At 74.3% G+C, this 21,928-nt stretch carries 24 protein-coding genes; 11 read left to right on the forward strand and 13 right to left on the reverse strand.

What is annotated here, in order from left to right; translation table 11 throughout:
- Positions 1–19: 19 nt before the first annotated feature.
- The 4 genes from AC29IT_RS01780 to AC29IT_RS01795 all read right to left on the reverse strand — a co-directional run bounded on the left by AC29IT_RS01780 (position 20) and on the right by AC29IT_RS01795 (position 4,596).
- The gene (locus tag AC29IT_RS01780) at positions 20–811 is read right to left on the reverse strand and encodes a putative protein N(5)-glutamine methyltransferase (protein ID WP_488217588.1); all 792 of its coding nucleotides are present in this window, start codon (positions 809–811) and stop codon (positions 20–22) included.
- 127 nt (positions 812–938) lie between these two features.
- Positions 939–1,406, reverse strand: a complete 468-nt coding sequence (locus AC29IT_RS01785) for a hypothetical protein (RefSeq protein WP_358444662.1) — start codon at positions 1,404–1,406, stop codon at positions 939–941.
- Positions 1,407–1,892: 486 nt separating this feature from the next.
- Complete coding sequence (locus AC29IT_RS01790) at positions 1,893–3,650, reverse strand: glycosyl hydrolase family 28-related protein (RefSeq protein WP_488217589.1); 1,758 nt, start codon at positions 3,648–3,650, stop codon at positions 1,893–1,895.
- Positions 3,651–3,828: 178 nt separating this feature from the next.
- A complete protein-coding gene (locus AC29IT_RS01795; protein WP_488217590.1) occupies positions 3,829–4,596 on the reverse strand; it encodes an exonuclease domain-containing protein in 768 nt (255 codons plus the stop codon).
- A gap of 113 nt (positions 4,597–4,709) precedes the next feature.
- Here AC29IT_RS01795 and AC29IT_RS01800 point away from each other — a divergent pair, with 113 nt between their 5' ends.
- Positions 4,710–6,164, forward strand: coding sequence for a carboxylesterase/lipase family protein (locus AC29IT_RS01800; RefSeq protein ID WP_488217591.1), 1,455 nt, complete (start codon positions 4,710–4,712; stop codon positions 6,162–6,164).
- Between the two features lie 44 nt (positions 6,165–6,208).
- Positions 6,209–6,742 (forward strand): GNAT family N-acetyltransferase, encoded by a 534-nt coding sequence (locus AC29IT_RS01805; RefSeq protein WP_358444651.1) that lies wholly within the window; start codon positions 6,209–6,211, stop codon positions 6,740–6,742.
- A gap of 5 nt (positions 6,743–6,747) precedes the next feature.
- Here AC29IT_RS01805 and AC29IT_RS01810 read toward each other — a convergent pair whose 3' ends face one another.
- Both AC29IT_RS01810 and AC29IT_RS01815 read right to left on the reverse strand, forming a co-directional pair.
- Positions 6,748–7,770 (reverse strand): pirin family protein, encoded by a 1,023-nt coding sequence (locus AC29IT_RS01810; protein WP_488217592.1) that lies wholly within the window; start codon positions 7,768–7,770, stop codon positions 6,748–6,750.
- A gap of 22 nt (positions 7,771–7,792) precedes the next feature.
- Positions 7,793–8,101: a GNAT family N-acetyltransferase gene (locus AC29IT_RS01815; RefSeq protein ID WP_488217593.1), complete on the reverse strand. Its 309-nt coding sequence runs from the start codon at positions 8,099–8,101 to the stop codon at positions 7,793–7,795.
- 121 nt (positions 8,102–8,222) lie between these two features.
- Between AC29IT_RS01815 and AC29IT_RS01820 the strand changes: the two genes are divergently transcribed.
- The 7 genes from AC29IT_RS01820 (at position 8,223) to AC29IT_RS01850 (ending at position 13,112) form a co-directional block, all read left to right on the forward strand.
- Complete coding sequence (locus AC29IT_RS01820) at positions 8,223–8,666, forward strand: MarR family winged helix-turn-helix transcriptional regulator (RefSeq protein WP_488217594.1); 444 nt, start codon at positions 8,223–8,225, stop codon at positions 8,664–8,666.
- Entirely contained in the window at positions 8,663–10,030 is a 1,368-nt protein-coding gene (locus AC29IT_RS01825; protein WP_488217595.1) for an MFS transporter, read from the forward strand. The genes AC29IT_RS01820 and AC29IT_RS01825 overlap by 4 nt, the downstream gene beginning before the upstream one ends.
- 35 nt (positions 10,031–10,065) lie before the next feature.
- A complete protein-coding gene (locus tag AC29IT_RS01830; protein ID WP_488217596.1) occupies positions 10,066–10,647 on the forward strand; it encodes a hydrolase in 582 nt (193 codons plus the stop codon).
- Positions 10,648–10,898: 251 nt separating this feature from the next.
- Positions 10,899–11,681 (forward strand): SDR family NAD(P)-dependent oxidoreductase, encoded by a 783-nt coding sequence (locus tag AC29IT_RS01835; protein ID WP_358444637.1) that lies wholly within the window; start codon positions 10,899–10,901, stop codon positions 11,679–11,681.
- 43 nt (positions 11,682–11,724) lie between these two features.
- Positions 11,725–12,156: a helix-turn-helix domain-containing protein gene (locus tag AC29IT_RS01840; protein WP_488217597.1), complete on the forward strand. Its 432-nt coding sequence runs from the start codon at positions 11,725–11,727 to the stop codon at positions 12,154–12,156.
- A complete protein-coding gene (locus AC29IT_RS01845; RefSeq protein ID WP_488217598.1) occupies positions 12,149–12,523 on the forward strand; it encodes a DUF4180 domain-containing protein in 375 nt (124 codons plus the stop codon). The genes AC29IT_RS01840 and AC29IT_RS01845 overlap by 8 nt, the downstream gene beginning before the upstream one ends.
- 70 nt (positions 12,524–12,593) lie before the next feature.
- Positions 12,594–13,112, forward strand: coding sequence for a DnaJ family domain-containing protein (locus AC29IT_RS01850; protein WP_358444631.1), 519 nt, complete (start codon positions 12,594–12,596; stop codon positions 13,110–13,112).
- Between the two features lie 7 nt (positions 13,113–13,119).
- On the opposite strand, the gene AC29IT_RS01855 is transcribed toward AC29IT_RS01850, so the two are convergent.
- The 4 genes from AC29IT_RS01855 to AC29IT_RS01870 all read right to left on the reverse strand — a co-directional run bounded on the left by AC29IT_RS01855 (position 13,120) and on the right by AC29IT_RS01870 (position 16,005).
- Positions 13,120–13,554 (reverse strand): VOC family protein, encoded by a 435-nt coding sequence (locus AC29IT_RS01855; protein WP_488217599.1) that lies wholly within the window; start codon positions 13,552–13,554, stop codon positions 13,120–13,122.
- 50 nt (positions 13,555–13,604) lie between these two features.
- Positions 13,605–14,339, reverse strand: coding sequence for a CPBP family glutamic-type intramembrane protease (locus AC29IT_RS01860; RefSeq protein ID WP_358444625.1), 735 nt, complete (start codon positions 14,337–14,339; stop codon positions 13,605–13,607).
- A 5-nt stretch (positions 14,340–14,344) separates the two neighbouring features.
- Positions 14,345–14,983: a TetR/AcrR family transcriptional regulator gene (locus tag AC29IT_RS01865; protein WP_488217600.1), complete on the reverse strand. Its 639-nt coding sequence runs from the start codon at positions 14,981–14,983 to the stop codon at positions 14,345–14,347.
- Positions 14,984–15,054: 71 nt separating this feature from the next.
- Positions 15,055–16,005, reverse strand: a complete 951-nt coding sequence (locus AC29IT_RS01870; RefSeq protein WP_488217601.1) for a phosphotransferase — start codon at positions 16,003–16,005, stop codon at positions 15,055–15,057.
- A gap of 145 nt (positions 16,006–16,150) precedes the next feature.
- Between AC29IT_RS01870 and AC29IT_RS01875 the strand changes: the two genes are divergently transcribed.
- Positions 16,151–17,080 (forward strand): zinc-binding dehydrogenase, encoded by a 930-nt coding sequence (locus tag AC29IT_RS01875; protein WP_488217602.1) that lies wholly within the window; start codon positions 16,151–16,153, stop codon positions 17,078–17,080.
- A gap of 3 nt (positions 17,081–17,083) precedes the next feature.
- On the opposite strand, the gene AC29IT_RS01880 is transcribed toward AC29IT_RS01875, so the two are convergent.
- Both AC29IT_RS01880 and AC29IT_RS01885 read right to left on the reverse strand, forming a co-directional pair.
- Positions 17,084–18,271 (reverse strand): amidohydrolase family protein, encoded by a 1,188-nt coding sequence (locus tag AC29IT_RS01880; protein WP_488217603.1) that lies wholly within the window; start codon positions 18,269–18,271, stop codon positions 17,084–17,086.
- Positions 18,272–18,457: 186 nt separating this feature from the next.
- The gene (locus tag AC29IT_RS01885; protein WP_488217604.1) at positions 18,458–19,633 is read right to left on the reverse strand and encodes a hypothetical protein; all 1,176 of its coding nucleotides are present in this window, start codon (positions 19,631–19,633) and stop codon (positions 18,458–18,460) included.
- Between the two features lie 249 nt (positions 19,634–19,882).
- On the opposite strand from AC29IT_RS01885, the gene AC29IT_RS01890 reads away from it, so the two are divergent.
- Positions 19,883–21,061, forward strand: a complete 1,179-nt coding sequence (locus tag AC29IT_RS01890; protein WP_488217605.1) for a tyrosine-type recombinase/integrase — start codon at positions 19,883–19,885, stop codon at positions 21,059–21,061.
- Here the strand turns inward: AC29IT_RS01890 and AC29IT_RS01895 are convergent, their stop codons facing one another.
- A complete protein-coding gene (locus tag AC29IT_RS01895) occupies positions 21,062–21,820 on the reverse strand; it encodes a sulfite exporter TauE/SafE family protein (protein ID WP_358444597.1) in 759 nt (252 codons plus the stop codon). It abuts the gene before it with no gap.
- Between the last annotated feature and the right edge of the window lie 108 nt (positions 21,821–21,928).

Consider the following 21,928-nt stretch of genomic DNA (forward strand, 5'->3'; position numbering starts at 1 on the left):
GTTTCCGCATCGGGCGAGGTCAGCGGGTGGTGCCGCGGACCACGGTGCCCGCCACGTCCGGGTCATCGACGGTGCGCGGGAGCAGCCCGTGCGCGCGCAGCGCAGCGGCGGTCCCGGCGGCCTGTTCGGTGCTCGTCTCGATCAGCAGCACCCCGCCGGGGGCGAGCAGTCCCGGCGCCACCGCGGCGACCCGCCGGTGCAGGGCGAGCCCGTCGGCGCCACCGTCGAGGGCGGTCGCCGGCTCGTGCTCGCGGGCCTCCGGCGGCATCAGCGGGATCCGCTCGGTCGGCACGTACGGGGCGTTGACGGCCAGCACGTCGACCCGGCCGCGCAGCGCGGCGGGCAGCGCCTCGTCCAGGTCCCCGGCGTGCACCCGGTCGGCGGGCAGGTTGCGCCGGGCGCAGCGCACCGCGGCCGCGTCGACGTCGGCGGCGTGCACCTGCGCGGCGGGCACGGCGGCCAGCACGGCCGCACCCACCGCGCCGGAACCGCAGCACAGGTCCACCACCAGCGGCCGCGGCCCGGACTCGCGGGCGGCGGCGATGGCCTCGCGGGCGAGGAGTTCGGTGCGCCGCCGCGGCACGAACACGCCCGGCTCGACCACGATGCGCAGCCCGAGGAACTCCGCCCAGCCCAGCACCTGCTCCAACGGCAGGCCGTCGACGCGTCGCCGCACCAGTTCCGCGAGCTCGGCCGGGTCGCCGGTCGCCGCGAGCAGCAGCCGCGCCTCGTCCTCGGCGAACACGCAGCCCGCCGCCCGCAACCGGGCCACGACCCGGTCGAACCGGTCTGCGGGGGACGGCTGGTTCAACGGTGACCTCCGGCGGTGCGCGGCGGGACGGGTCCCGGGGGAGCGGGGGCGACCGGTGGCCGCACATGCGACGACGCGGCGGCCGAGCACCGGGATCGGGCTCGGCCGCCGCGTCGTCGGGAAAGCGTCAGCGGCGCTTCTTCGGCGGGTCCTTGCGCAACAGGTCCGGACCGATGATGCGGCGCACCACTCTGCGCGCGAGGCTGCGGCGCTTCGCGGGCTGCTGCCGAGCCGGGGCCTTCGCGGGCGGCGCGGCCGCGGTGTCCGGGACCGGCGGGGCCGCGGGGGCCTCCGGCGGGGTCACCGGGATGAGGTCGGCGAGCGTGCCGGACGGGGTCTTCGGGGGCACCTCCTCGGTGGTGCCCGCCCGCGCGGTCGGCGGGTCCGGGTTGAGCCGCTTGGCGAACTCCGGCCGCTCGTCCCGGATCGCCGGGATGTAGGGCTGGGTCACCTCGACTCGATCCGGCCGCGGCGCCGGTGCGTCCGGGCGGGGCAGGAAGTCCTCCGGGCGCGCCGCCGGGCGGGCGGTGCCGGAGGAGGCGGACGGTGCCGGTGCCGCATCGAGGGGCAGTTCTCCGACGAAGCGAGTGGTCACCGGTCCGGCATCGGGCCGCGAACGGTCCTGCTGCTCGGGCGGGACCGCCGGCTGGAACCAGGGGCGAACTAGATCGTCTTGAAGTGTCATCCGTATCGACTCTGCGGGGAGCAAACGGCCAGTACCACCAGTGGGTGACCCACCGGCGGATCAGACCCTACCGGTAACGGACCGGTAAAGCACCACCCGAGTGGGCGCGAAATGTGGGTGATCCGCCGCGGACTGTCACGGCCAGTGCCGAACATCGTCCTCAGCTGCGGCGATCAGTGCGGGAGCTAGGGCCAGAAGCGGGATGCGTTCCCCGCCACACCCCCGCGACTGGTCGCCGACCGTGAGCGGTCGTGCCGACATTGCGGGACGGATCGGGCACCTTCGTGCTCACGGTCCGTGTCGATGACCCGGGGTTTCGGTCGTCGCGAGGGGCCCGCCCTGTTCGCTGCGTGTGCGGGTCTCCCCGGAAACCGGTCCGGGGAGCCCCGCCGCGGATCACGGTTCGGGCCACGTCCCGCACGGCCAGGTGCCGTCCCAGCCGCTGTTGCCCGCGCCCAGGTCGACGGTGAACGTCCCCTGCTCCGGACAGTTGTAGACCCCGGCCGCGCCCACGGACTCCGCGGTGACCTGCTCGAACCGGGCGGCGCCGCCGGTCTCGGCCTGCACGACGACGGTGCCGACGCCGCGCAGCGCGGCGCCCTCGACGGTGACGCCGCGGACCTCGTGGCCCTGCCCGCCGCCGGAGAGGAACTCGAACACCGAGTAGGGGCTGTCGACGGCGGTCGTGTCCGCGATCCGGACCTCGGCCTCGATCGGCGAGTCGTACGCGTCCACCCGCAGCGCCCCCATCGGGTGTCGCAGGTTCGGGTTCATCGCCCCGGTGCGCACCAGCTCGTTGCCGGTCACCTCGATCGTGCCGCTGAGCGGGAAGAACGGTTCCGCGAACGCCTGGTTGGAGATCGCGATGCCGCTGCCCAGCGCGTTGGTGTCGGCGACCAGGTTGTCCCGCACCTGCAGGTCGGTGCCGCCGTAGACGGCGATGCCGTTGGCGAGGTTCGGGGCGATCACGGTGTTGCCGGTGAAGGAGCTGCCGATGTCGGGTGCGTTCAGCGACCACATGGCCAGCGCGTCGTCGCCGGTGTTGCGCAGGAAGTTGTCCCGCACCCGCACTCCGCGAGCGGAACCGTTGAGGTTGATGCCGTCGGCAGTGGTGTCGAGGATGCGGTTGCCCTCGACGAGCAGGTCGTCGTTGTTCCCGGTCAGCCACATGCCGACCTTGAGGTGCTGCAGCCACAGCCCGGTGACCTCGGAGCCCGCGCCGAGGCTGCCGGTGGCGAAGTTGTCCGGGGAGTCGTCCACCCGGTCGGTGACGTCGCCGAGCACGGCGAAGTCGCGCAGCCGCACCCCGCCGGCGGACACCGTCTGGTCGATCAGGTGCGAGCTCAGCAGCACCGAGCGCCACGGCCCCGCTCCGATGATCGAGACCTGTTCGACGGCCAGCGGCGAGTCGACGCGGAACCGGCCTTCGGGCACCCACACCTCGGTGCCCGCGGACCTGGCCTGCTCGATCGCGGTGGTGAACGCGGCCGCGGAGTCCTCGGCGCCGGTCGGGTCGGCGCCGGTGTCGAGCACCGACACCGAGCCCTGCGGCGCCTCGGGGGCGGGGGCGACCTGTTCGAAGTCGGCGACGTCGACCGCGTAGGACGGCACCGTGTCCGGTTCGAGCCGCACCACGTCCCCGGCGTGCAGATCGCGGTCCAGCAGCAGACGAGCGTGGTCGAACAGGTGGTGGGTCTGCGACCCGTCGATGTCCGGGGTGTCGAGGTAGGAGTACTCGCTGGTGACCCGCAGCGGGGTGTCGAGGCGTTCGCCGTTGACCGAGACCGCCACCGTGCCCTCGACGCCGTCCGGGACGTTGCCGGAGACGGTCAGCGCGTTCGCGTCGGCGCCGAGGGTGAACTCGACGTACCGGCCGGGACCGTCCAGGGCCACCGCCCGCCGCCCGGACGCCTCGGAGGCGAGGCTGCCCTGGGTGAGGTCCGGGCCCAGGACGGTGCCGTTGGTCTCGGCGTCCTCGGCTTCCAGCGAAGTGAACGGGGTTTGCGCGCCCGCGGGCGCGTCGGGCGCCGCGGCCGCGGCGGTCGGGGTGGCCGCGGCGACGGTGCCCGCGGCCAGGAGTGCGGCCGCGGCCATCACGGCGCGGCGGCGCCACCGCGGATCGCGGTCGGTGTCGGGGAGCTCGGGGCTTGGCACAGCACGTCCTTCGGAGTCGGGGAGCGAGCCGGTTCGGCGGCCCGTTCGGCCGCGTCACCTGCGGGAAAGCGCTCACCGTAGGAGTGCGCCGAACCGGCCCGGCCCCGATGTCGAGATCCCGACAGCGCGGCTGCTCCGGGCGCAGCAACCGCCGCCGCACCCGTTCCCCCACTCGCCGTCAGGCCGGTTCGGGGGCCGGTGCCAGCGGCCAGTGCTCGGCGCGGGCGCGCACGTCGGCCGCGCGGGCGCGGAGCCCGTCGGCTTCGGCGGTATCGGTGGCGCGGTCGGCCTGCCGGTCCAGGAATCCGGCGAAGTCGTGCTGCTGGTCGCGGTGCCAACCGGTCTGGTCCTCGTGCAGGGCGGTGAGGACGCGGGTGCCGATCTCGTCCGGGTGGTTCTTGGCCAGGCGCCACGCCAGGCGGGCGCAGGCCAGCGCGTCGGCGGTGGCGTCGTGCGCGGAATCCAGCCGCACCCGGTAGTGCTCGCACAGGGCGCCGAGGGTGCGCTTGCCCTTGCGGTAGCGGTCGAAGTGCTTGTCCAGGCAGCGCGGATCGACCACCGGCCCGGTGACCTCCAGCTTCCGCCCGTGGTGGCGGCGCAGCTCGGCGTCCAGCAGCGACAGGTCGAACGGTGCGTTGAACACGCACAGCGGCCGGGTCGGGTGCCAGGCGTCGGTGAGGAACTCGGCGATCTCGGCGGCGACCTCCGCGGCGGGGCGGCCGTGCTCGCGGGCGTGCTCGGTGCTGATGCCGTGCACCTCGGCGGCCTCGGCGGGGATCTCCACGCCGGGGTCGGCCAGCCAGGTGCGGACCTGCGGGTCGCGGCCGGGCACGATGGAGATCAGGGTGCCGGTGACGATCCGGTCGGTCCCGGTGTCGGTTCCGGTGGTTTCGAGGTCGAACGCCAGCAGCGGCCCGTCCGCCCAGGACGACGTGGGGTTGGTCATGATCGCCACGGTATCGAGGTCCACCGACTCGATCAGCGGGCCTCGCCGGGACGGCCGGTGATCGAGGCGTGATCCGTCCGACTCGATCGGGCGAGCGGGAACAGGAGCAGGACGTGGGAGAACCGATCGCCGGCACCACTTCGGGCCGCGTGCGCGGGATCCGCGGCGACGGGGTGGTGCGCTTCCGCGCGGTGCCCTACGCGGCCGCGCCCACCGGTGACCTGCGGTTCGCGGCACCGCGACCGGCTCCGCGCTGGGACGGGGTGCGGGCGGCGGACCGGGTCGGGCCGGTGGCGCCGCAGCAGGCGAGCCGGGAGCTGCCGGGATTGGACACCTCGGTGCTGCGCGGTCCGGAGTGGTCCGGCGGCGCGGACTACCTGACCGCCGAGATCACCCGGCCGGACCAGGACGGCGGCGGGCTACCGGTGCTGGTGTTCGTGCACGGCGGCGCGTTCGTCAGCGGCAGCGGTGCGGCGCCGCTCTACGACGGGGCCGCGTTCGCCCGCTCCGGGGTGGTGCTGATCGCGATCAACCACCGGTTGGGTGCGGAGGGCTTCGCGCCGATCGGCGAGACCAACGTGGGGTTGCGCGACCAGCTCGCCGCGCTGCGCTGGGTGCGGGACAACGCGGCCGCGTTCGGCGGCGACCCGGGCAACGTGACCGTGTGCGGGCAGTCCTCCGGGGCGATGAGCATCGCGGACCTGCTCGGCTCGCCGCTGTTGGACGGCGTGGTGGACCGGGCGATCGTGCAAAGCGGGCACCCCGGCATGACCCGCGAGCGGCGGCTCGGCCGGGTGCTGGTCGAGGCGCTGGCGCGGCAGCTGGGCATCGCCGCGACGGCGGAGGCGTTCCGGCGGGTCGGATCCCGGGAGCTGCTGGCCGCGCAAGCAGCGGTCATGGCTCCCGGCGGTGGCCCGGACCTGCGCGACGAGCACGGCCACGACCCGTCGTTCGGGCTCAGCGCGTTCCTGCCGGTGCACGGCGACGACGTGCTGCCGGTGCCGCCGGGCGAGGCGGTCGCCGCGGGCAGCGCGGCCGGGATCGACGTGCTGGTGAGCACCTGCCGGGAGGAGATGGCGCTGTACCTGGTCGCCACCGGCGTCGTCGACACGACCACCGATGAGCAGGCCGTCGCCGTGCTCGCGGCTTCGCACCCGGATGCGGCGGGGGTGCTGGCGGACTACGGGCTGGGCAGCCGCCCGGCGGGCGAGGCGCTGTCGGCGGCGCTCACCGACCTGGTGTTCCGGCTGCCCGCCCGGGAGTTCGCCGCGCGCCACCGCGATTCCGGTGGGCGCACCCACGTCGCCGAGTTCACCTGGCGCTCCCCGCGGTTCGACGGCCGGTTGGGCGCCTGCCACGGCTTGGAACTGCCGTTCGTGTTCCACAACCTGGCGGTCGCCACCGGCCCGGCCGGGCTGCTGGGCGAGGCTCCGGACCGGGAGCTGGCGGATCGGCTGCACGGGGCGTGGGTGTCGTTCGCGACCACCGGCGATCCGGGCTGGCCCGAGCACGGCGACGGCCACGTGTGCACCGCCGGGCCCGAGCCGGTGGTCGACGGGCCCTGGTGACGGGTGCGCGGCCGGAGGTGGCGTGCGCGGCTACGATCCGCGGCGTGTCCGATCTCGCGGCCTGGCCGGCCGCCGCGCCGCTGCTGACGGTCCGCTTGCGGCTGGAACCGCTGCGGGTCGAGCACGCGCGGGAGACCGCGCCGGTCCTCGACGACGTGCGGCTGCACGAGTGGACCGGTGGTGCGCCGCGTTCCCCCGACGAGCTCGCGGCGCGCTACCGCTGGCAGGTGGCGGGGCGTTCCCCGGACGGCGAGCAGGGCTGGCTGAACTGGATCCTGCGCGACCGCGGCGACGGGCGGGTCCGCGGCACGGTGCAGGCCACGCTCACCCGACCGGAGCCGGAGCTGCTGCGGGCCGCGCTCGCCTGGGTCGTCGGCACCGAGCACCAGGGACACGGGTACGCGCGGGAGGCGGCGCTGGCCATGACCGGCTGGCTGCACGAGCAGGGCGTCGGCGAGCTGACCGCGCACATCCATCCCGGGCACCGGCGGTCCAGCGCGGTCGCCCGCGCGGTGGGCCTGTCCCCGACGTCGGCGATCGTCGACGGTGAGATCGTCTGGTCCGACCGGGATCGATGAGCCGGTCAGCGCTCCAGGCGCCGGGACCTGGGGCGGGCGCGCAGCCGCGCGCGGGGCGGTTCGGGTGCGGGCAGCGCGGCGCCGTCGTAGCCGGGCACGAGTCCGAACCGGTCGGCGGAGCCGAACCGATCTGAGGCGCCGCCGGTGCGCTCGGCCTCCCAGTCGCGGCGGGCTTCGAGGACCTCCTCGTGGGTGCGGGGGACGAAGTTCCACCACATGACCAGTTCCTCGTCGAACGGCGTCCCGCCGATCAGCAGCGCCCGGCTCGCGGACTCCGCGGTCAGCAGCACGTCGCGGCGCCCGTCGCCGAGGTGCAGCAGCGCGCCGGTGGTGAGGCGGGTGCCGTCGACCTCGACCGGGTCGGACAGCGCCAGCACCGCGTGCTCGAAGTCCGGGCGCAGTGGCAGCCGGATCCGCCCGCCGGGGCGCAGCGCGATCTCGGCGCCGACCAGCGGGGTGTAGGCGCGGGCCGGTGAGGTGGCGCCGCCGAGCTCACCGTTGATCACGGTGATGCGGCCGCCGTCCTCGGTGAGCACCGGCAGGTCGGCGTGCTGCTCGAAGTGGGCGGGCCCGTGCCGGTCCCGTTCGGGCTGGGCGATCCACAGCTGCACGCCGTGCAGCACCGGGGAGTGCTCGACGGGGGTCTGTTCGGAGTGGGCGATGCCGCGGCCCGCGGTCATCAGGTTCAGCTGCCCGGGCCGCACCAGCCGCGCGTTGCCGAGGCTGTCCTGGTGCAGGATCTCGCCGTCGAGCAGCCAGCTGACGGTCTGCAACCCGATGTGCGGGTGCGGGGGCACCTGCATGCCGGGCCCGCCGCCGAGGTCGGTGGGCCCGTAGGAGTCCACGAAGCACCAGGCGCCGACCATGCGCAGGTCCCGGTGCGGCAGGGTGCGCCGGACCCGCATCGCCCGCGGCCCGCCCAGCGGCACGTCGCGCGGTTCGAGCAGGTCCGCGCGGGGTTCGGCGGCGCCGGTGGGCGGGCCGTCGCAGACGGTGCGTTCGGCGGGGTCCGGTTCGGTGTTGCTCACGGCACGACGGTAGCCCGCGCGATCAGAGGTCGGCGCGGGCGGATTCGGGCACCAGGTCGAGGTAGTCGGGGTGCTTGCGGATGTAGGCGGCGATGTAGGAGCAGGACGGCGTGACCTGGACCCCTTCGGCGCGCAGCGAGTCGAGCGCGGTCTTCGCGAGCGTCCCGGCGAGCCCGGCTCCCTGGTGGGCGGGGTCGATCTCGGTGTGCACCAGGTCGACGTGCCCGGGGGTGCGCCGGTAGTCGGCGAATCCGGCGAGCTCGCCGTCGACGGTGATCTCGAACCGGTCGCGTTCGGGGTGGTCGGCCACCCGCACCTGCTGTTCGCTCATACCGCCCTTCTACCAGTTCGCGCGGCGGTCGGTTTCGGTTCGGGCTGATCGCGCATGTCGCGCAGCCGAAACTGAACAGTCTGGACTGGACAGTTCAGGCTGTCGAAATTACCGTGGGGGCATGACGGGAACCGGGAACGACGATTCGGCGGTGCGCGCCTCCCGCGAGGTGCGGGTGGTGGTCGGCAGGCTGCGGCGCAGGCTGCGCGAGCTCGCCGTCGGCGACGACCTCAGCCCCTCGCAGACCTCGGTGCTCACCCGGCTCGGCAAGGAGGGCGATTCCTCGGCCAGCGTGCTCGCGGTCGCCGAAGGGGTGCGGCCCCAGTCGATGGCCAGCACGCTCGCCGCCCTCGACCAGCACGGGCTCATCGAGCGCAGGCCCGACCCGTCGGACGGCCGCAGGCAGCTCATCACGCTCAGCGAAGCGGGCCGGAGCCGCGCCGAAGGCGACCGGCAGGCGCGCCGCGAATGGCTCACCGCCGCGCTGCAGGAGCGGTGCACCGAACAGGAACGGCACGTGATCATCGAGGCGATGGCGCTGCTGGAACGGGTCGCGGAGCAGTGACCGCCACCGAGCAGGAGCGGTTCGACCGCAGGCTGATCACCCCGATGGTGCTCGGCTCGGCGCTGAACCCGGTGAACTCCTCCATGATCGCCGTGGCGCTGGTGCCGATCGGCGCCGCGCTCGGCGCGCCACCCGCCGAGACGGCGTGGCTGGTCTCCGCGCTGTACCTGGCCACCGCCGTCGGCCAGCCCGTGGTCGGCAGGCTCGTGGACCTGCACGGCCCGCGGCGGCTGTTCCTCGCCGGTGCGGCGCTGCTCGGCATCGCCGGGGTGCTCGGGGCGCTGGCGCCGAACCTGGGGGTGCTCGTCGTCGCGCGGGTGCTGATCGGTTTCGGCACCTGCGCGGGCTATCCGGCGGCGATGCACCTGATCCGCAGCGAAGCGCGGCGCACCGGGCAGGACAGTCCGAACGGGGTGCTGACGGCGCTGGCGATCTCCGCGCAGACCATCGCCGTGGTCGGCCCCACCCTCGGCGGGCTGCTGATCGGGTTCGGCGGCTGGCGCACCGTGTTCGCGGTGAACATCCCGCTGTCGCTGGCCTGCCTGGTGCTCGGCGCGCTGCGGCTGCCGCGCGGTGGCGGGCAGGAGTCCGGTTCGGGTTCGCTGGACGTGCCCGGCATCGCGCTGTTCGCGGCGACGCTGAGCGCGTTGCTGCTGTTCCTGATGGAACCCGGCGCCGGGCACTGGTACCTGCCCGTGCTCGCGGTCGCCGCCGGAGCGGGGTTCGCCGTGCGGGAGCTGCGGGTGCGGGAACCGTTCCTGGACCTGCGGGTGCTGGCCGGGAACCTGCCGGTGCTGGGCACCTTCGCGCGGACGCTGCTGGCGTTCACCGTCTCCTACGCGTTCCTGTTCGGCTTCACCCAGTGGATGGAGCAGGGCCGCGGGCTCACCCCCACCGAATCCGGGCTGGTGCTGCTGCCGATGTTCCTGACCGGCATCGTCGTGTCCAGCACCACCGGCCGCAGCGACGGCGTTCGCGGCAAGCTGCTCGTCGGCGGCCTGGCCCAGCTGGTGGCCTGCGCGTTGCTGCTGGCCGTCGGCGCGCGCAGCGGGATCTGGCTGCTGGTGGCGATCGCGGTCGTCGTCGGCATCCCGCAGGGGCTGATCAGCCTCGCCAACCAGAAGGCGCTGTACCACCAGGCCGATCCGGAGCGGATGGGTTCCTCGGCCGGGTTGCTGCGCACCTTCACCTACGTCGGGGCGATGGTCGCGGCCGCCGCGGGCGGCGGTTTCCTCTCCGGTGGTGCCGACACCACCGGGCTGCACGGCCTCGCCCTGTTCCTGATCGCCGTCGCCGCCCTGTTGCTGGTGGTGACGGTGCTCGACCGCACGTTGCGGAGCCTCGGGCCCGCGGCGGCGCGGTGATCGATCGGCAATCCACCACCGGAAAGGTTCCACCCATGTCCCTGAGCACGCTCGACCCGCGCACCGCGCTGGTCCTCATCGACCTGCAGAACGGCATCACCGGCGCGCCCGGCACCCCGCACACCGCCGCCGACGTGGTGCAGCGCTGCGTCCGGCTCGCCGAGGTCTTCCGCGAGCACGACGCCCCGGTCGTGCTGGTGCGGGTCAGCTTCGCCGCCGACGGTGCCGACGCCGCGCCGGGCCGCACCTCCGCGGGCGCCGGCCGCCGCGAGTTCCCGGAAGGCTGGGACCGGATCATCGACGAGCTCGCCGGGCACCCCGCCGACATCGTGGTGACCAAGCGGAACTGGGGCGCCTTCCACGGCACCGACCTGGACGTGCAGCTGCGGCGCCGCGGCGTCACCCAGATCGTGCTGAGCGGCATCGCCACCAGCCTCGGCGTGGAATCCACCGCGCGCGCCGCGCACGAGCACGGCTACCACGTCACGCTCGCCACCGACGCGATGACCGACCTCGACGCGGAGGCGCACCGCAACAGCCTGGAGCGGATCTTCCCGCGCCTCGGCGAGACGGGGACCACCGACGAGGTCGTCGAGTTGTTCGAGTCGACCCGCTGAGTCCGCGTCCCTGCGGGACAGGCCTTTCTACCAGGCGGGTCGTCGGTTTCCTGTCAGCGGCGACGCCGCTGAACCGCCGACCACCCACGCAGCCCGACCACCCGCGGGTTCTCAGCGGTTCCCTCGCGAGGACGGCGTTTTCGCCTGCGGCGGAGCCACCGGTGAGAACGATCCCGCAGCGAGGGAACCGCTGAGGTTCCGCCACCCACCCCCTTCGCGCCAGAAGTAGAAACCTCAGTGATCGGAGTGCCATGTCGGGTTCTTCTCCTCGCCCTGCCGAATCCGGGCGCGGCGTGCTGGTCACCGGCGCCTCCCGCGGCATCGGGCGGGCCATCGCGACCGCGTTCGCCCAGGCCGGGGGCCGGGTAGCAGTGCACTGCTCCTCCCGTCCGGAGGAGGCCGCCCGCACCTTGGAGTCGCTGCCCGGTTCCGGGCACGTGCTGGTGCGGGCCGACATCGCCGACCCGGGCCAGGTGCCGCGCCTGGTCGGGGAGGCGGTCGACGGGCTCGGCGCGCTCGACGTGCTGGTCAACAACGCGGCGGTGATGACCCCGCACCCGCCGGCGACCACCTCCTACGCCGACTGGCAGGCGGCGTGGCGCAGCACCGTCGAAGTGAACCTGCTGGGCGCGGCGAACCTGAGCCACCAGGTGGCCGCGCACCTCATCGAGCGCGGCGCGGGCGGGCGCATCGTCAACGTCGGGTCGCGCGGGGCGTTCCGCGGCGAACCCGACCACCCGGCGTACGCGGCGAGCAAGGCGGCACTGCACGCGTTGGGCCAGTCGCTGGCGGTGGCGCTGGCCCCGCACGGCATCGCGGTGGCCTCGGTGGCGCCGGGGTTCGTCGAGACCGAACGGGTCGCGGGCCGGTTGGACGGGCAGCAGGGCGCGGACATCCGGTCGCAGAGCCCGTTCGGCCGGGTCGCCGCACCGGAGGAGATCGCCTCCGCGGTGCTGTACCTGGCCTCGCCGGCGGCGACCTGGTCCTCGGGCGCGGTGCTCGACGTCAACGGCGCCTCGTACCTGCGCACCTGAAACCTTCCGCATCGTTCGCCATGGTGACTTATGATGGGGAACGATGAGTCAGGAAATGTACTCCGTCGAGCAGGTGGCCGAGCGGCTCGGCCTGCACGTGCGCACCGTGCGCGGCTACATCCGCTCCGGGCGGCTCGGCGCGGTGCGCATCGGCAAGCAGTACCGCATCGCCGCGTCAGAGCTGGCCGCGCTCACCGGACTGCCACCGGAACCGGCGACCGCACCGGCGGCGGAGGTCACCAGCGTCGTGCACGTGGACGGCGTGGACCGTGCCGCCGCGGACCGGCTCGGCACCCTGCTGCTGGCGGGCGCGGGCACCGGTCCGGACGGGATCAGCGTGCAGACCTCGCACGATCCGCGCCGCGATCGGCTGCGGATCGTGCTGCTCGGCGAGCCCGCGAGCACGGCCGCCGCGCTGGACCTGCTGGCGGGCGTGCTCGACGACCTGCTGCACCGGGAGGGACGCGATGGGTGACGTGATCGAGGAACGAGCCGGAGTACCGGTGCTGGTGTGCGACCCGGCCGGGCCGCCGGTGGCCACCGAGCAGGACGCCGTCGACCTGATCGGCGCCGCCTACCTCGGTGCCGAGGCGGTGGTGGTGCCGGTGGACCGCCTGGCACCGGAGTTCTTCACCCTCGGCACCGGACTGGCCGGGCAGGTGCTGCAGAAGTTCGCCCAGTACCGGCTGCCGCTGGCGGTGGTCGGCGACCTGACCGAGCAGCTGACCGCGAGCGGAGCACTGCGCGCCCTGGTGCGCGAGTCCGATCGCGGCGACCAGGTGTGGTTCGTGCCGGACGGCGCCGCCCTGGAGGCGCGGCTGCGCGCGCTCGCGAGGCGCTGAGCGAACGGTCGATCGACCGCGGAGCCGCGGATATCCTGGAAACCGGTGGCGAGGAAGCCGGGAGGGCGACATGACCGAGCGCAAACCGCACGGCACGACGTTCGAGACGTGGATCGAACGGCAGATCCGCGTCGCCCAGGAACGCGGCGACTTCGAGGACCTCGACGGCCTGGGCCGCCCGCTGCCCGGGGCGGGCGAGCCGCACGACGAGCTGTGGTGGGTCCGCGGCTACGTCGACCGGGAGGGCTTGTCCCGGGAGGCGCTGCTGCCGACACCGCTGCAACTGCGCAAGGAGGCCGAACGCCTCCGCAGCGAGGTGCGGCAGCTGCCGACCGAGCAGGCGGTGCGGGACGCGGCCGCGGAGCTCAACCGGCGCATCCTGGCGTGGCTGCGCACTCCGACCGGGCCGCAGGTTCCGCTGGGCCTGGTGCAGGTGGAGGAGCTCGTCGCCGACTGGCGCGAGCGGCGCGCGCAGGCCCGCACCTCCGCTCCGGCCGCGCCGGTCCGCCCCGAACCGCCGGCCGGGCGGTGGCAGCGGATCACCCGGTTCCTCCGCGGCACCACCCGGTTCCCCGCGGGCCGCGGCTGATCCGCGATCAGTCCAGGCAGAACTCGTTGCCCTCGACGTCCTGCATCAGCAGGCAGGACTCGTCGTACTCGTCGGCGACGAGCAGCCGCACCCGCTCCGCGCCGAGCGCGACCAGCCGCGCGCATTCGGCTTCCAGCGCGGCGACGCGCTCCGCGCCGACCAGGCCGGTTCCGACGCGCACGTCCAGGTGCACCCGGTTCTTGACGACCTTGCCTTCGGGCACGCGCTGGAAGTACAGCCGCGGGCCCCGGCCTTCGGGATCCCGGCACACGAACCCGGCGCCCTGCCGTTCCGGCGGCAGCGTCCGGTCGTAGTCCGCCCAGCTCGCGAAGCCCTCCGGCGGTGGCGGCACGACGTAGCCCAGCACCTCGCACCAGAACCGGGCGAGGCGTTCCGGTTCGGCGCAGTCGAAGGTGACCTGGACCTGCTTGATCGACGACATCCGCTCACCCTAAGTGCCAGGCTGCCGCGAACACCGCGGAACGACGAGGATCAGCGCGCTCGCCCCAGCGGCACCGCCACGCTCGCGGCGACCACGAACCCGACGGCGACGGCCGCGGCCACGGCGGCCGAGTCGTAGTGCGGCAGCGCGGAGCTCGCCACGTTCACCGCGGCGTGCCCGGTGATCGCGGTCGGCAGCACCGCCCCGGAGGCGTCGTAGATCCGGCACAGCAGCACCCGCAGCGCGACGGTGCCCGCGAACCACGCGACGATCCACCCCGCGCCGCGCCCGGCCTGCACCAGCGGGATCACGTGCCACCCGGCCCAGAACGCGCCCAGTCCCAGCGCGAAGGTCCACGATCCGCTGGAGCGGGCGTAGGCGTACCCGGTCCAGCCCAGTTCCTCCCCGGTGGCCGCCAGCAGGAACAGCACGACCAGCACCGGCAGCGACGACCACGGCAACCCGAGTGGCGGCAGCGGCAGCACCACCCGCAGCGCGGTGCACGAGCCGAGGACCAGCGCGGAGATCAGCAGCGCCGACCCGGCGCACCAGACCAGGCCGACCCGGCTCGGCCGCAACCGGGCGAGCAGTGCGCGGGCGGTGCCGTCCCGGGCCGCGAGCAGCAGCGCGACCGCACCGGGGACGATGAACATGAGGGCGCTGACCGGGATCCCCATCGGCAAGCCGGGGACCGGGCCTGCGAGAGCGCCGAGCACCCAGAACGGCAGCGACAGCAGCACGACCAGGCCGAAGAACCACCGCGATGCGAGGTCTCGGCCGGGCATCTGGCTCAGTCTCGCGCGTGCGGGGCGCAGGTCAGCGCACCGGGGATCGCGGCGAACGCGGTCCGCAGGTGGGTGAGAAGCTCCTCGCGGGTCCCGGTGCCGGCCGCGGCCCACGTGTCGTGCGCGCAGCGGGTCGCGGAGATCAGCACGTCGAGGGCGATCCGCGGCCGCGGGTCGGTGGTGTCGTCGGGGATGGCGAACCGCGCGCCGAGGACGTCCCGGATGGTGCGGGTGGTGCGGTCGCAGAAGTGCAGGTTGTGCCCGTTCATCGCCGGGGTGGTGGCGGTGAGCCGGTGCGCGGCGAGGGTGCGCTGCGCCCACTCCGCGGGCATGTCCGCCACGGTGGCCAGCAGGTCGTCCTGCACCGAGTCGAGCAGGGCGCGGCCCGGCTCGGGTTCGCCGGTGCGCAGCCGTTCGATCAGCGCCAGCCACATGTCCTGGGCCGGGGACATGGCGACGTCTTCCTTGCTGGTGAAGTAGCGGAAGAAGGTGCGCTTGGAGACTTCGACGGCGGCGCACAGCTCGTCGAGGGTGACCGCGTCGAAGCCGCGTTCGGTGAACAGCTCCAGCGCGGTGTCGATGAGCTCTTGGCGGGTGCGCTGCTTCTTGCGCTCGCGCAGCGATCCTGCGGTGGCCTCGGGCATGCGGCCGAGCCTACGCCGCGGGTCGTCCCAGGGGTGAACGCCACCGGAGGGCATCGGGCACCCGGTGGCGTTCAGCCGTCGAGCCCACCGGCGAACGGTCCGGCCCGCCAGCCGTCGAGCGCCGGGGCGACGGCCTCGGCGAGCATCGGCAGCTGCGGGGCGAGGGCGAGGCAGGCCACCGAGCGCAGCATCCCGATCGCGTTGACCAACCGCAGGACCCGTGCGTCGAGGGTGCGCAGGCCGAGCTCGGCGGCCGCGGCGTCGTAGACCGCTTCGCCTTCGGCGCCCAGGAACGCCAAGTCCCACTCGACGGGGCCGGCGGTGGCGAGTTCGAAGTCGGCGAACAGGTCACCGCCGGGCGTGGTGAGGATGTTGACGGCGGGCGCGTCGCCGTGGATCGGCTGGACGTCGATGCCGGGGAACTCCGCCTCGAACGCGGTGCGGGAGCGCACCAGTGGTGCGAGCACGTCCCATTCGCGGCGGGCGCGGTCCAGGTCGGCGGGGGTGATCAGCTCGGGCGACTCGGCGAGGTCGGCGAGCCCGCCGCTGATCATGTCGGGTGCCGCCGAGTCGAGGAACGGGAGTGCGCCGGGGTAGTCGCGCAGCGCCAGGTGCAGGTCGGCGACCAGGCCGCAGCGGGCGGTGTAGTCCGGTTCGGCGGTGGTGTCGTGCTCGACGTGCTGCCAGCAGGTCATGGAGAACCCGTCGCGCCGCAGGGGTTCCCGAGGTACGAGGGGGCTCGGGGCGACGACGGGCACGCCCCTCTCGGCGAGCCAGGCGACGACGTCGAGCTCGATGCGCTGCTGGGCGGCCTGGTCCTCCACGCGGGTGCCGCGGGGCAGCACGGTCGGCACCCGGACCACGACGGGGGACGGCGCGAGGTGCACGACGACGGAGAACACGTCGTGCAGCACGGTCGCCGCGGAGACGTCCAGCCCGAGCTCGCGGCCCGCGGCGGTGGCGGCGGCGAGGGCGCGGGCGGTGCGGTCGGCGCGCTGCCGGGCGGTCAGGGCTTCGGGCATGCGGGTGATGCTGTCACGCGGCGATCGGGGGTGCGACGGATTTTCGGGGCCCGCCGATCGCCCCTTGACGCCATGTGCCACTCGGTGGCATAACTGGGTGGTCGCGTTCGCGCGGCGACTCCCACCAGGTGAAAGGCCCAGCAACATGCGTGCACTGCTCGTCGACCATTCCGCACCCACCGGGCTGCGGCTCGACCACGCCGCCGATCCCGACCCGGCGCCGAACCAGGCGCTGGTGCGCGTCTCGGCGATCTCGCTGAACTACGGCGAGGTCACCGACCTGCTGCCCGGCTCGCCCGACGGCACGCTGCTGGGCTGGGACGCGGCGGGCGTCGTCGAACGCGCCGCCGCCGACGGCTCCGGACCGGCCGCGGGCACCCCGGTGGTCACCATGGCCATGCAGGGCGGCTGGGCCGAGCTGCGCGCCGTCGACACCGACACGATCGGCACCGCGCCCGCGGGCGCCGACCTCGGCGTGCTCAGCACCGTCCCGGTCGCCGGGGCCAGCGCGCTGCGCGCCCTGCGCAGGCTCGGGCCCATCCTCGGCAGGCGGGTGCTGGTCACCGGCGCCACCGGCGGGGTCGGGCGCTACGCGGTCGAACTCGCCCGCCTCGGCGGGGCGCACGTGATCGCCTCCACCCGCGACACCGCCGCCCACGGCGAAGAACTGCGCGCCCTCGGCGCCCACGACGTGATCAGCGGACCCGACGAGCTCGCCGAGCCCGTGCACGGCGTGGTGGACAACGTCGGCGGACCGCAGCTGGTCAGCGCGTTCCGCCGGCTGCACGCGGGTGGCACGCTGGTCGCCGTCGGGCACACCACCGGCGCGGCCGAGCACTTCCCGTTCGGCGAGCTGTTCGGCGCCCCCGGCAACGACGATCGCCACCTGGTCACGTTCTTCATGCCCGCCGAATCCGGGCTGGGCGCGGACCTGACCTGGCTGGCCGAGCAGGTCGCCACCGGCCGGCTGCACCCGGAGATCTCCTGGCGCGGCGACTGGGCGCGGGTCGGGGAGGCCACCGCGAAGCTGCGCGACCGCGAGCTGCACGGCAAAGCGGTCCTCGACGTGAGCTGAGGTTCAGCCGACCGCCGCGCCCCGGGCGAGCACGGCGCGCACCGCTCCCAGCGCGGCGACGCCGGTGCGCGGATCGCCGTCGACGACGAGCAGGTCCGCGTCCAGCCCGGGAGCGAGCCGGCCGGTCACCTCGCCCAGCCCGAGCGCGGCCGCGCTCGTCGTGGTCGCCATCTCGACGACGTGCTCGGTGGTGAACCCGAGGTGGACGTAGAGCTCCAGCGCCCCGGCCAAGTCGTCGAACGGGCTGGACGGCAGGCCCGCGTCGGTGCCGGTGATCAGCCCGACGCCGCGCTCGGCCAGCCACGGCAACCGGCCGTAGACCCGGTCGGCGACCTCCGGTGGCAGCGAGTCGATGATCCGCCGCCAGTTGCGGGAGGAGGCCGCGCACGCGTGCACGCCGCGCGCGGCCATCTCCGCAGCGGTCGCCGCGTCGCGGTGCACCTCGCCGGGGCCGGTCATCCACGAGCAGTGCTCGACGGTGTGCACGCCCGCGGCCACGGCGTCCCGAATCGCGGTGGTGCCGTGGGCGTGCGCGGCGACCGGCAGGCCGTGGTGCTCGGCTTCGGCGACGATCAGCCGCAGCCGGTCCCGGTCGAACTGGGACTGCCAGCTCGGCGGCGATCCGGGGGTGATCTGCCCGCCCGAGGCCATCACCTTGATCATGTCGACGCCGAGCCGGGCGTTGCGCCGCACCTGCTCGCGCAGCTCCGCATCGGTTCCGGCGGCGCCGCCGAGGAACCAGCAGTGCCCGTCCGGCACGGTCAGCGGCGGACCGGTCGTGATCAGCCGCGGGCCCGGGAGGTGGCCCGCGGCGATGTCGTCGCGCAGCCGCGCGGTGATCCCGCCGCGGTCGCCGCAGTCCCGCAGCGTGGTCACCCCGGAGAGCAGCGCCTGCCGCGCGTGTTCGGCCGCCTGCGCGCGCAGCTCGTCGTCGGAGGCGGTGCGGACCCGTTCGACCAGGGCGGCCGGGTCGGGTGCGGTGTCGTCGAAGACCAGGTGCACGTGGGCGTTGATCAGCCCGGGCAGCAGGGTGGCGCCGGGCCAGTGCTCGTGTTCGGCGTGCTCCCGGTGGCGCAGCTGCTCGCGCGGGCCGACGGCGGCGATCCGGGCACCGTCGACCAGGACGGCGCCGTCGTCGACGCAGTCTCCGGCAGGTCCCGGCAGCATCCGGTCCGCGCTGATCAACTTCATGGGTGTGGCTCCTTCGTCGCCGGTCGAGGGGGCGGATGGCCCGACAATGATCGTTTCCGCGCTGGTCCCCAACGCCCGCGACTTTCAGCACGGTGACGAAAATATCGGGTGATCTCCCGTCGTCTCCCGCAACGTAGCGGCGCGAGCCCGGTCGCCGAAGCCGATCGCGGGGATTCGCCGCCGCGCTCAGCCGGTGGTCTCCTCGGTGTCCTCGTCCGGACCGAGCAGGGCGCGCACCCGTGCGGGCAGCTCGCCGGCGGGTTCGGCGGTGAGGGACTGGCGCAGGGTCGCGCGGAATTCCTCGTGCTCGCGGCGGGCGGTGGCCGCGGCCGCGTGCTGCTCGGCGTGCGCGGCGCGTTCGGCGGCGAGTTCCTGGTGCAGCGGGGCGAGTCCTGCGGCGTAGGTGCGGGTGGCTTCGGTGAGCCGGTCGGTGAGTTCGGCGGCGCGGGCGTCGGCGGCCTCGCGGGTGGCGGTGAGCTGCTGGGCGAGCTCGGCTTCCTGCTCGTGCAGCTGCCGCCGCCAGTGCCGGTCGAGTTCGTCGCGCAGCCGCTGCCGTTCTTCGTCGGCTTCGTGGCGGAGGCGTTCCTGCTCGTCGAGGGCGGTGGCGCGTTCGGTCGCGCGAGCGTCGTTGAGTTCGGTGATGTGCTGTTGCGCGGCGGCGGCTTGTGCGAGCGCGGACTGCCGGTCGGCGTGGGCCTGGGTGCTGTCGCGGCGGGCGGCGTCCCGGTCGGCGTGCGCGGCGTCGCGCTCCTGCACGGCTTCGTCGCGTTCGGCTTCGGCGGCCTCCTGCGCGGCACGGGCCGCGGCGGCCTGCTCGCCTGCCTCGGCCGCCGCTGCGCGGGCGCGGTCGCGGTCGTGTTCGGCGGCGCGGGACTTCTCCAGCGCGTCGTCCCGGTCGGCTTCGGCGGTGGCGCGGGCGGTGAGCGCGGTGGCGAGCTGTTCGGTGGCGTGCTGCTGCAGCGCGGCGATCTCGGTGCGCACCGGGTCGAGCACTCCGGTCAGGGCGGTGAGGCGCTCGTCGAGGGCGTGCACGTCGAGGTGGGTCATGGGCTGGTCGGGGCCGTAGACCCGGGTCCAGATCTCGCGCTGCTCGTCGAGCATGGCGCAGCTGATCGTCTTGGCGCCCCACTGCCCGTAGCGGTCGGGGTCGGGGGCGCAGTAGGGGGTGGGTCGTCCGCCGCGCGGGGGCAGCGGCGGGAGCGGTTCGCCGCAGTAGGCGCAGGCGGCGTCCTGCCCGGCGGCGAGGGCGCGCAGGGTCGCTTCCCGTCGTTCGTCCCGGCTGCCGCGGCGGGTCGGGGGTGTCCGGGTGTCGGACCGCTCCGCGTTCTCGTCCGTTTCGGGGGTCGCCGCCACTTCGCTCACGTTGACCTGCACTCCTTCGTTCGAGCGGTTTTGATTCTGAAACTCTAACATCTGGTTCGACTTACCGAACCAAAATCAAGCTACGCAGGAACTCCAGAGGAGTTCATATGGATAACCAGGATTATGGATATACTCTGATCTTGCGGCGGGACAACGCCGGAACGGCCGTGCAATACGGCAAATCGGACACGATCAGGGGCGGAGTCGACCCCCGAAAAATGGGGGATCCGCGGAAAGCAGGGGAGACGCATGACCGAGGTGGCCACCCGCCAGGAGCCGACCGGCACGCCGGGCCCGGAGCGCTTCGCCGAGTTCCTGCGCGTCTACGCCTCGCTGAACACCCGCATCGCCTACGCCACCGATCTCGGCATCCCGCTGGACTGGGTGCCCGGCTACACCGCGCCCGAGCCGGGACGCCGCCGCGGGCGGGCCCGGCGCAGCGAGCCGACCGGGTTGGAGTGGCTGCACTGGTGCGTGCGCCAGGACTTCGGCTCGTTCGCCGAGGTGCGGGTGCAGCACGTGGAGCGCTGGCTGGAGGAACTCGCCCGGGCCGGGTACCGGGACGCGACCCGGGCGCGGATGCTCTCGGCGGTCTCGGCGTTCTACCAGAAGTACCTGCTGCGGGAAGGCCTCGCCGAGCACAACCCGGCCGCGCTGGTGGACCGCTCCGCCCAGCACCTCAACCGGTCCGGCTCGACCCCGTCGCAGACGGCGATGTGGTCGTTCGAGGCGTGCCGGGCGTTGCTGCTGGCCGCGCACCTGCTGGCGGACCGGCACCGCAACGGGCCGCGGGACCGGGCGATGGTGGAGGTGCTCATCGGCACCGGGGTGCGCGCGGAGGAGCTGGTCGGGGTGAACCTGGACGACTACCACCGTCCCGCCGCGGGTGGTCCTGCCGCGCTGCGGGTGCACGGCAAGGGCGCGAAGGACCGTCGGGTGGCGCTGGCGGCACCGGTGGCGGATGCGGTGGAGGACTACCTGCGGATGCGGACCGCGCCGCAGGTCCCGGCGCTGCGCGGGCAGCCGGGGCTGCGCGCGCCGGAACCGATGTTCGTGACCTCGACGGGCCGTCGGGTGCACGTGTCGCACGTGCAGGCGTTGCTGCGGCGGCTGTGCGCGACGTTCGCCCCCGCCCCGGATGCGGCGCCGCCGCGGTCGCGGCGGTTGCGGGAGGTGCTCGACGGTGAGCAGGCATCGCTGGTCGCGGCGCACCTGGGCCCGTTGCGCGAGACGATCCACCCGCATTCGGCGCGGCACTCCTACGCCACGCACGCCATCACCCGCGGTGCCGAGCCCCGCCAGGTGCAGCACGACCTGGGGCATGCGGCGCTGTCGACCACCGAGGGCTACCTGCACGACGCCGAGGACCTCGCCCAGTCGGCGGCGCACGAGTTGTCTCCGGCGCTGCACCGGGGCTGGCTGCGGTGATCAGCCGTGCAGCGCCAGGTAGGGCGCGAGCGCGAGCAGGGTGATGATCAGCGCGTACGTGAGGGTGCGGGTGGGCAGTGCGCGGGCGATCTTCCAGCCGAGCAGCACGCCGAGCAGTTCCGGCACGCCGACGATCGCGGCCAGCGGCCAGTCGATGGCGCCGTGGGCGAGGTAGCCGATGGTGCCGACGCTCGCGATGACGATCGACTGCGCTTGGGCGGCGGCCAGCGCTTCGAGCACCGGCACGCGCAGCGCGATCAGCAGCGGGACGGTGAGCATCGGCCCGCCGATGCCGACGATGCCCGAGGCGATGGCCACGGCCAGCCCGAGCGCGACCACGGCGGCCACCGGCGGGTGCGCACGGGTCCGGGTGGGGGTGCGGCGTTCGCGGAACCACACCAGTCCGGCCACAGCGGTGACCAGCACGGCGAGCACGATCCCGAAGGCGCGCTGGGACACGAGGGTGTTGAGCTGCACGCCGATCGGGGTGCCGAGCACGGCGGTGCCCGCCAGCAGCAGCGCGGTGCGGCGGGTCTCGGGTTCGCGCAGCTGCCCGGACCGGGTGTAGGCGGCGGTACCGAGGGCGCCGGTGGCGATGTGGGTGGCGATGGCGGTGCCGGCGACTTCGGCCGGGGTCAGGGTGGTGAGTGCGAACAGCCCGATGGTGGGCAGCACGCCGCCGGGGCCGAGGGCGGTGATGCCGATGCCGCCCGCGAGGCCCAGCAGTGCCAGCGCGAGGATCGTGGGGAGGCCGATCACCGCGCAGCCACTGGTCGATCGAGGTTGCGCGGCACGGTGTCCTCCTCGGCGGTATCCGGTCGCCGGGTATTCCCCGGCGGGCGGTCAAGTTACCGGGCCGGGGTCACG

The organism is Saccharopolyspora sp. MMCC62, from assembly GCF_057736575.1.

What these genes read in the sequence shown, in the direction of transcription:
- AC29IT_RS01795 (WP_488217590.1), bottom strand. Translation starts at nt 4,596, where the DNA reads ATGACCAACCCCACGTCGTCCTGGGCGGACGGGCCGCTGCTGGCGTTC.
- AC29IT_RS01815 (WP_488217593.1), bottom strand. Translation starts at nt 8,101, where the DNA reads ATGAGCGAACAGCAGGTGCGGGTGGCCGACCACCCCGAACGCGACCGG.
- AC29IT_RS01820 (WP_488217594.1), top strand. Translation starts at nt 8,223, where the DNA reads ATGACGGGAACCGGGAACGACGATTCGGCGGTGCGCGCCTCCCGCGAG.
- AC29IT_RS01830 (WP_488217596.1), top strand. Translation starts at nt 10,066, where the DNA reads ATGTCCCTGAGCACGCTCGACCCGCGCACCGCGCTGGTCCTCATCGAC.
- AC29IT_RS01835 (WP_358444637.1), top strand. Translation starts at nt 10,899, where the DNA reads ATGTCGGGTTCTTCTCCTCGCCCTGCCGAATCCGGGCGCGGCGTGCTG.
- AC29IT_RS01840 (WP_488217597.1), top strand. Translation starts at nt 11,725, where the DNA reads ATGAGTCAGGAAATGTACTCCGTCGAGCAGGTGGCCGAGCGGCTCGGC.
- AC29IT_RS01845 (WP_488217598.1), top strand. Translation starts at nt 12,149, where the DNA reads ATGGGTGACGTGATCGAGGAACGAGCCGGAGTACCGGTGCTGGTGTGC.
- AC29IT_RS01850 (WP_358444631.1), top strand. Translation starts at nt 12,594, where the DNA reads ATGACCGAGCGCAAACCGCACGGCACGACGTTCGAGACGTGGATCGAA.
- AC29IT_RS01855 (WP_488217599.1), bottom strand. Translation starts at nt 13,554, where the DNA reads ATGTCGTCGATCAAGCAGGTCCAGGTCACCTTCGACTGCGCCGAACCG.
- AC29IT_RS01860 (WP_358444625.1), bottom strand. Translation starts at nt 14,339, where the DNA reads ATGCCCGGCCGAGACCTCGCATCGCGGTGGTTCTTCGGCCTGGTCGTG.
- AC29IT_RS01865 (WP_488217600.1), bottom strand. Translation starts at nt 14,983, where the DNA reads ATGCCCGAGGCCACCGCAGGATCGCTGCGCGAGCGCAAGAAGCAGCGC.
- AC29IT_RS01870 (WP_488217601.1), bottom strand. Translation starts at nt 16,005, where the DNA reads ATGCCCGAAGCCCTGACCGCCCGGCAGCGCGCCGACCGCACCGCCCGC.
- AC29IT_RS01875 (WP_488217602.1), top strand. Translation starts at nt 16,151, where the DNA reads ATGCGTGCACTGCTCGTCGACCATTCCGCACCCACCGGGCTGCGGCTC.
- AC29IT_RS01880 (WP_488217603.1), bottom strand. Translation starts at nt 18,271, where the DNA reads ATGAAGTTGATCAGCGCGGACCGGATGCTGCCGGGACCTGCCGGAGAC.
- AC29IT_RS01890 (WP_488217605.1), top strand. Translation starts at nt 19,883, where the DNA reads ATGACCGAGGTGGCCACCCGCCAGGAGCCGACCGGCACGCCGGGCCCG.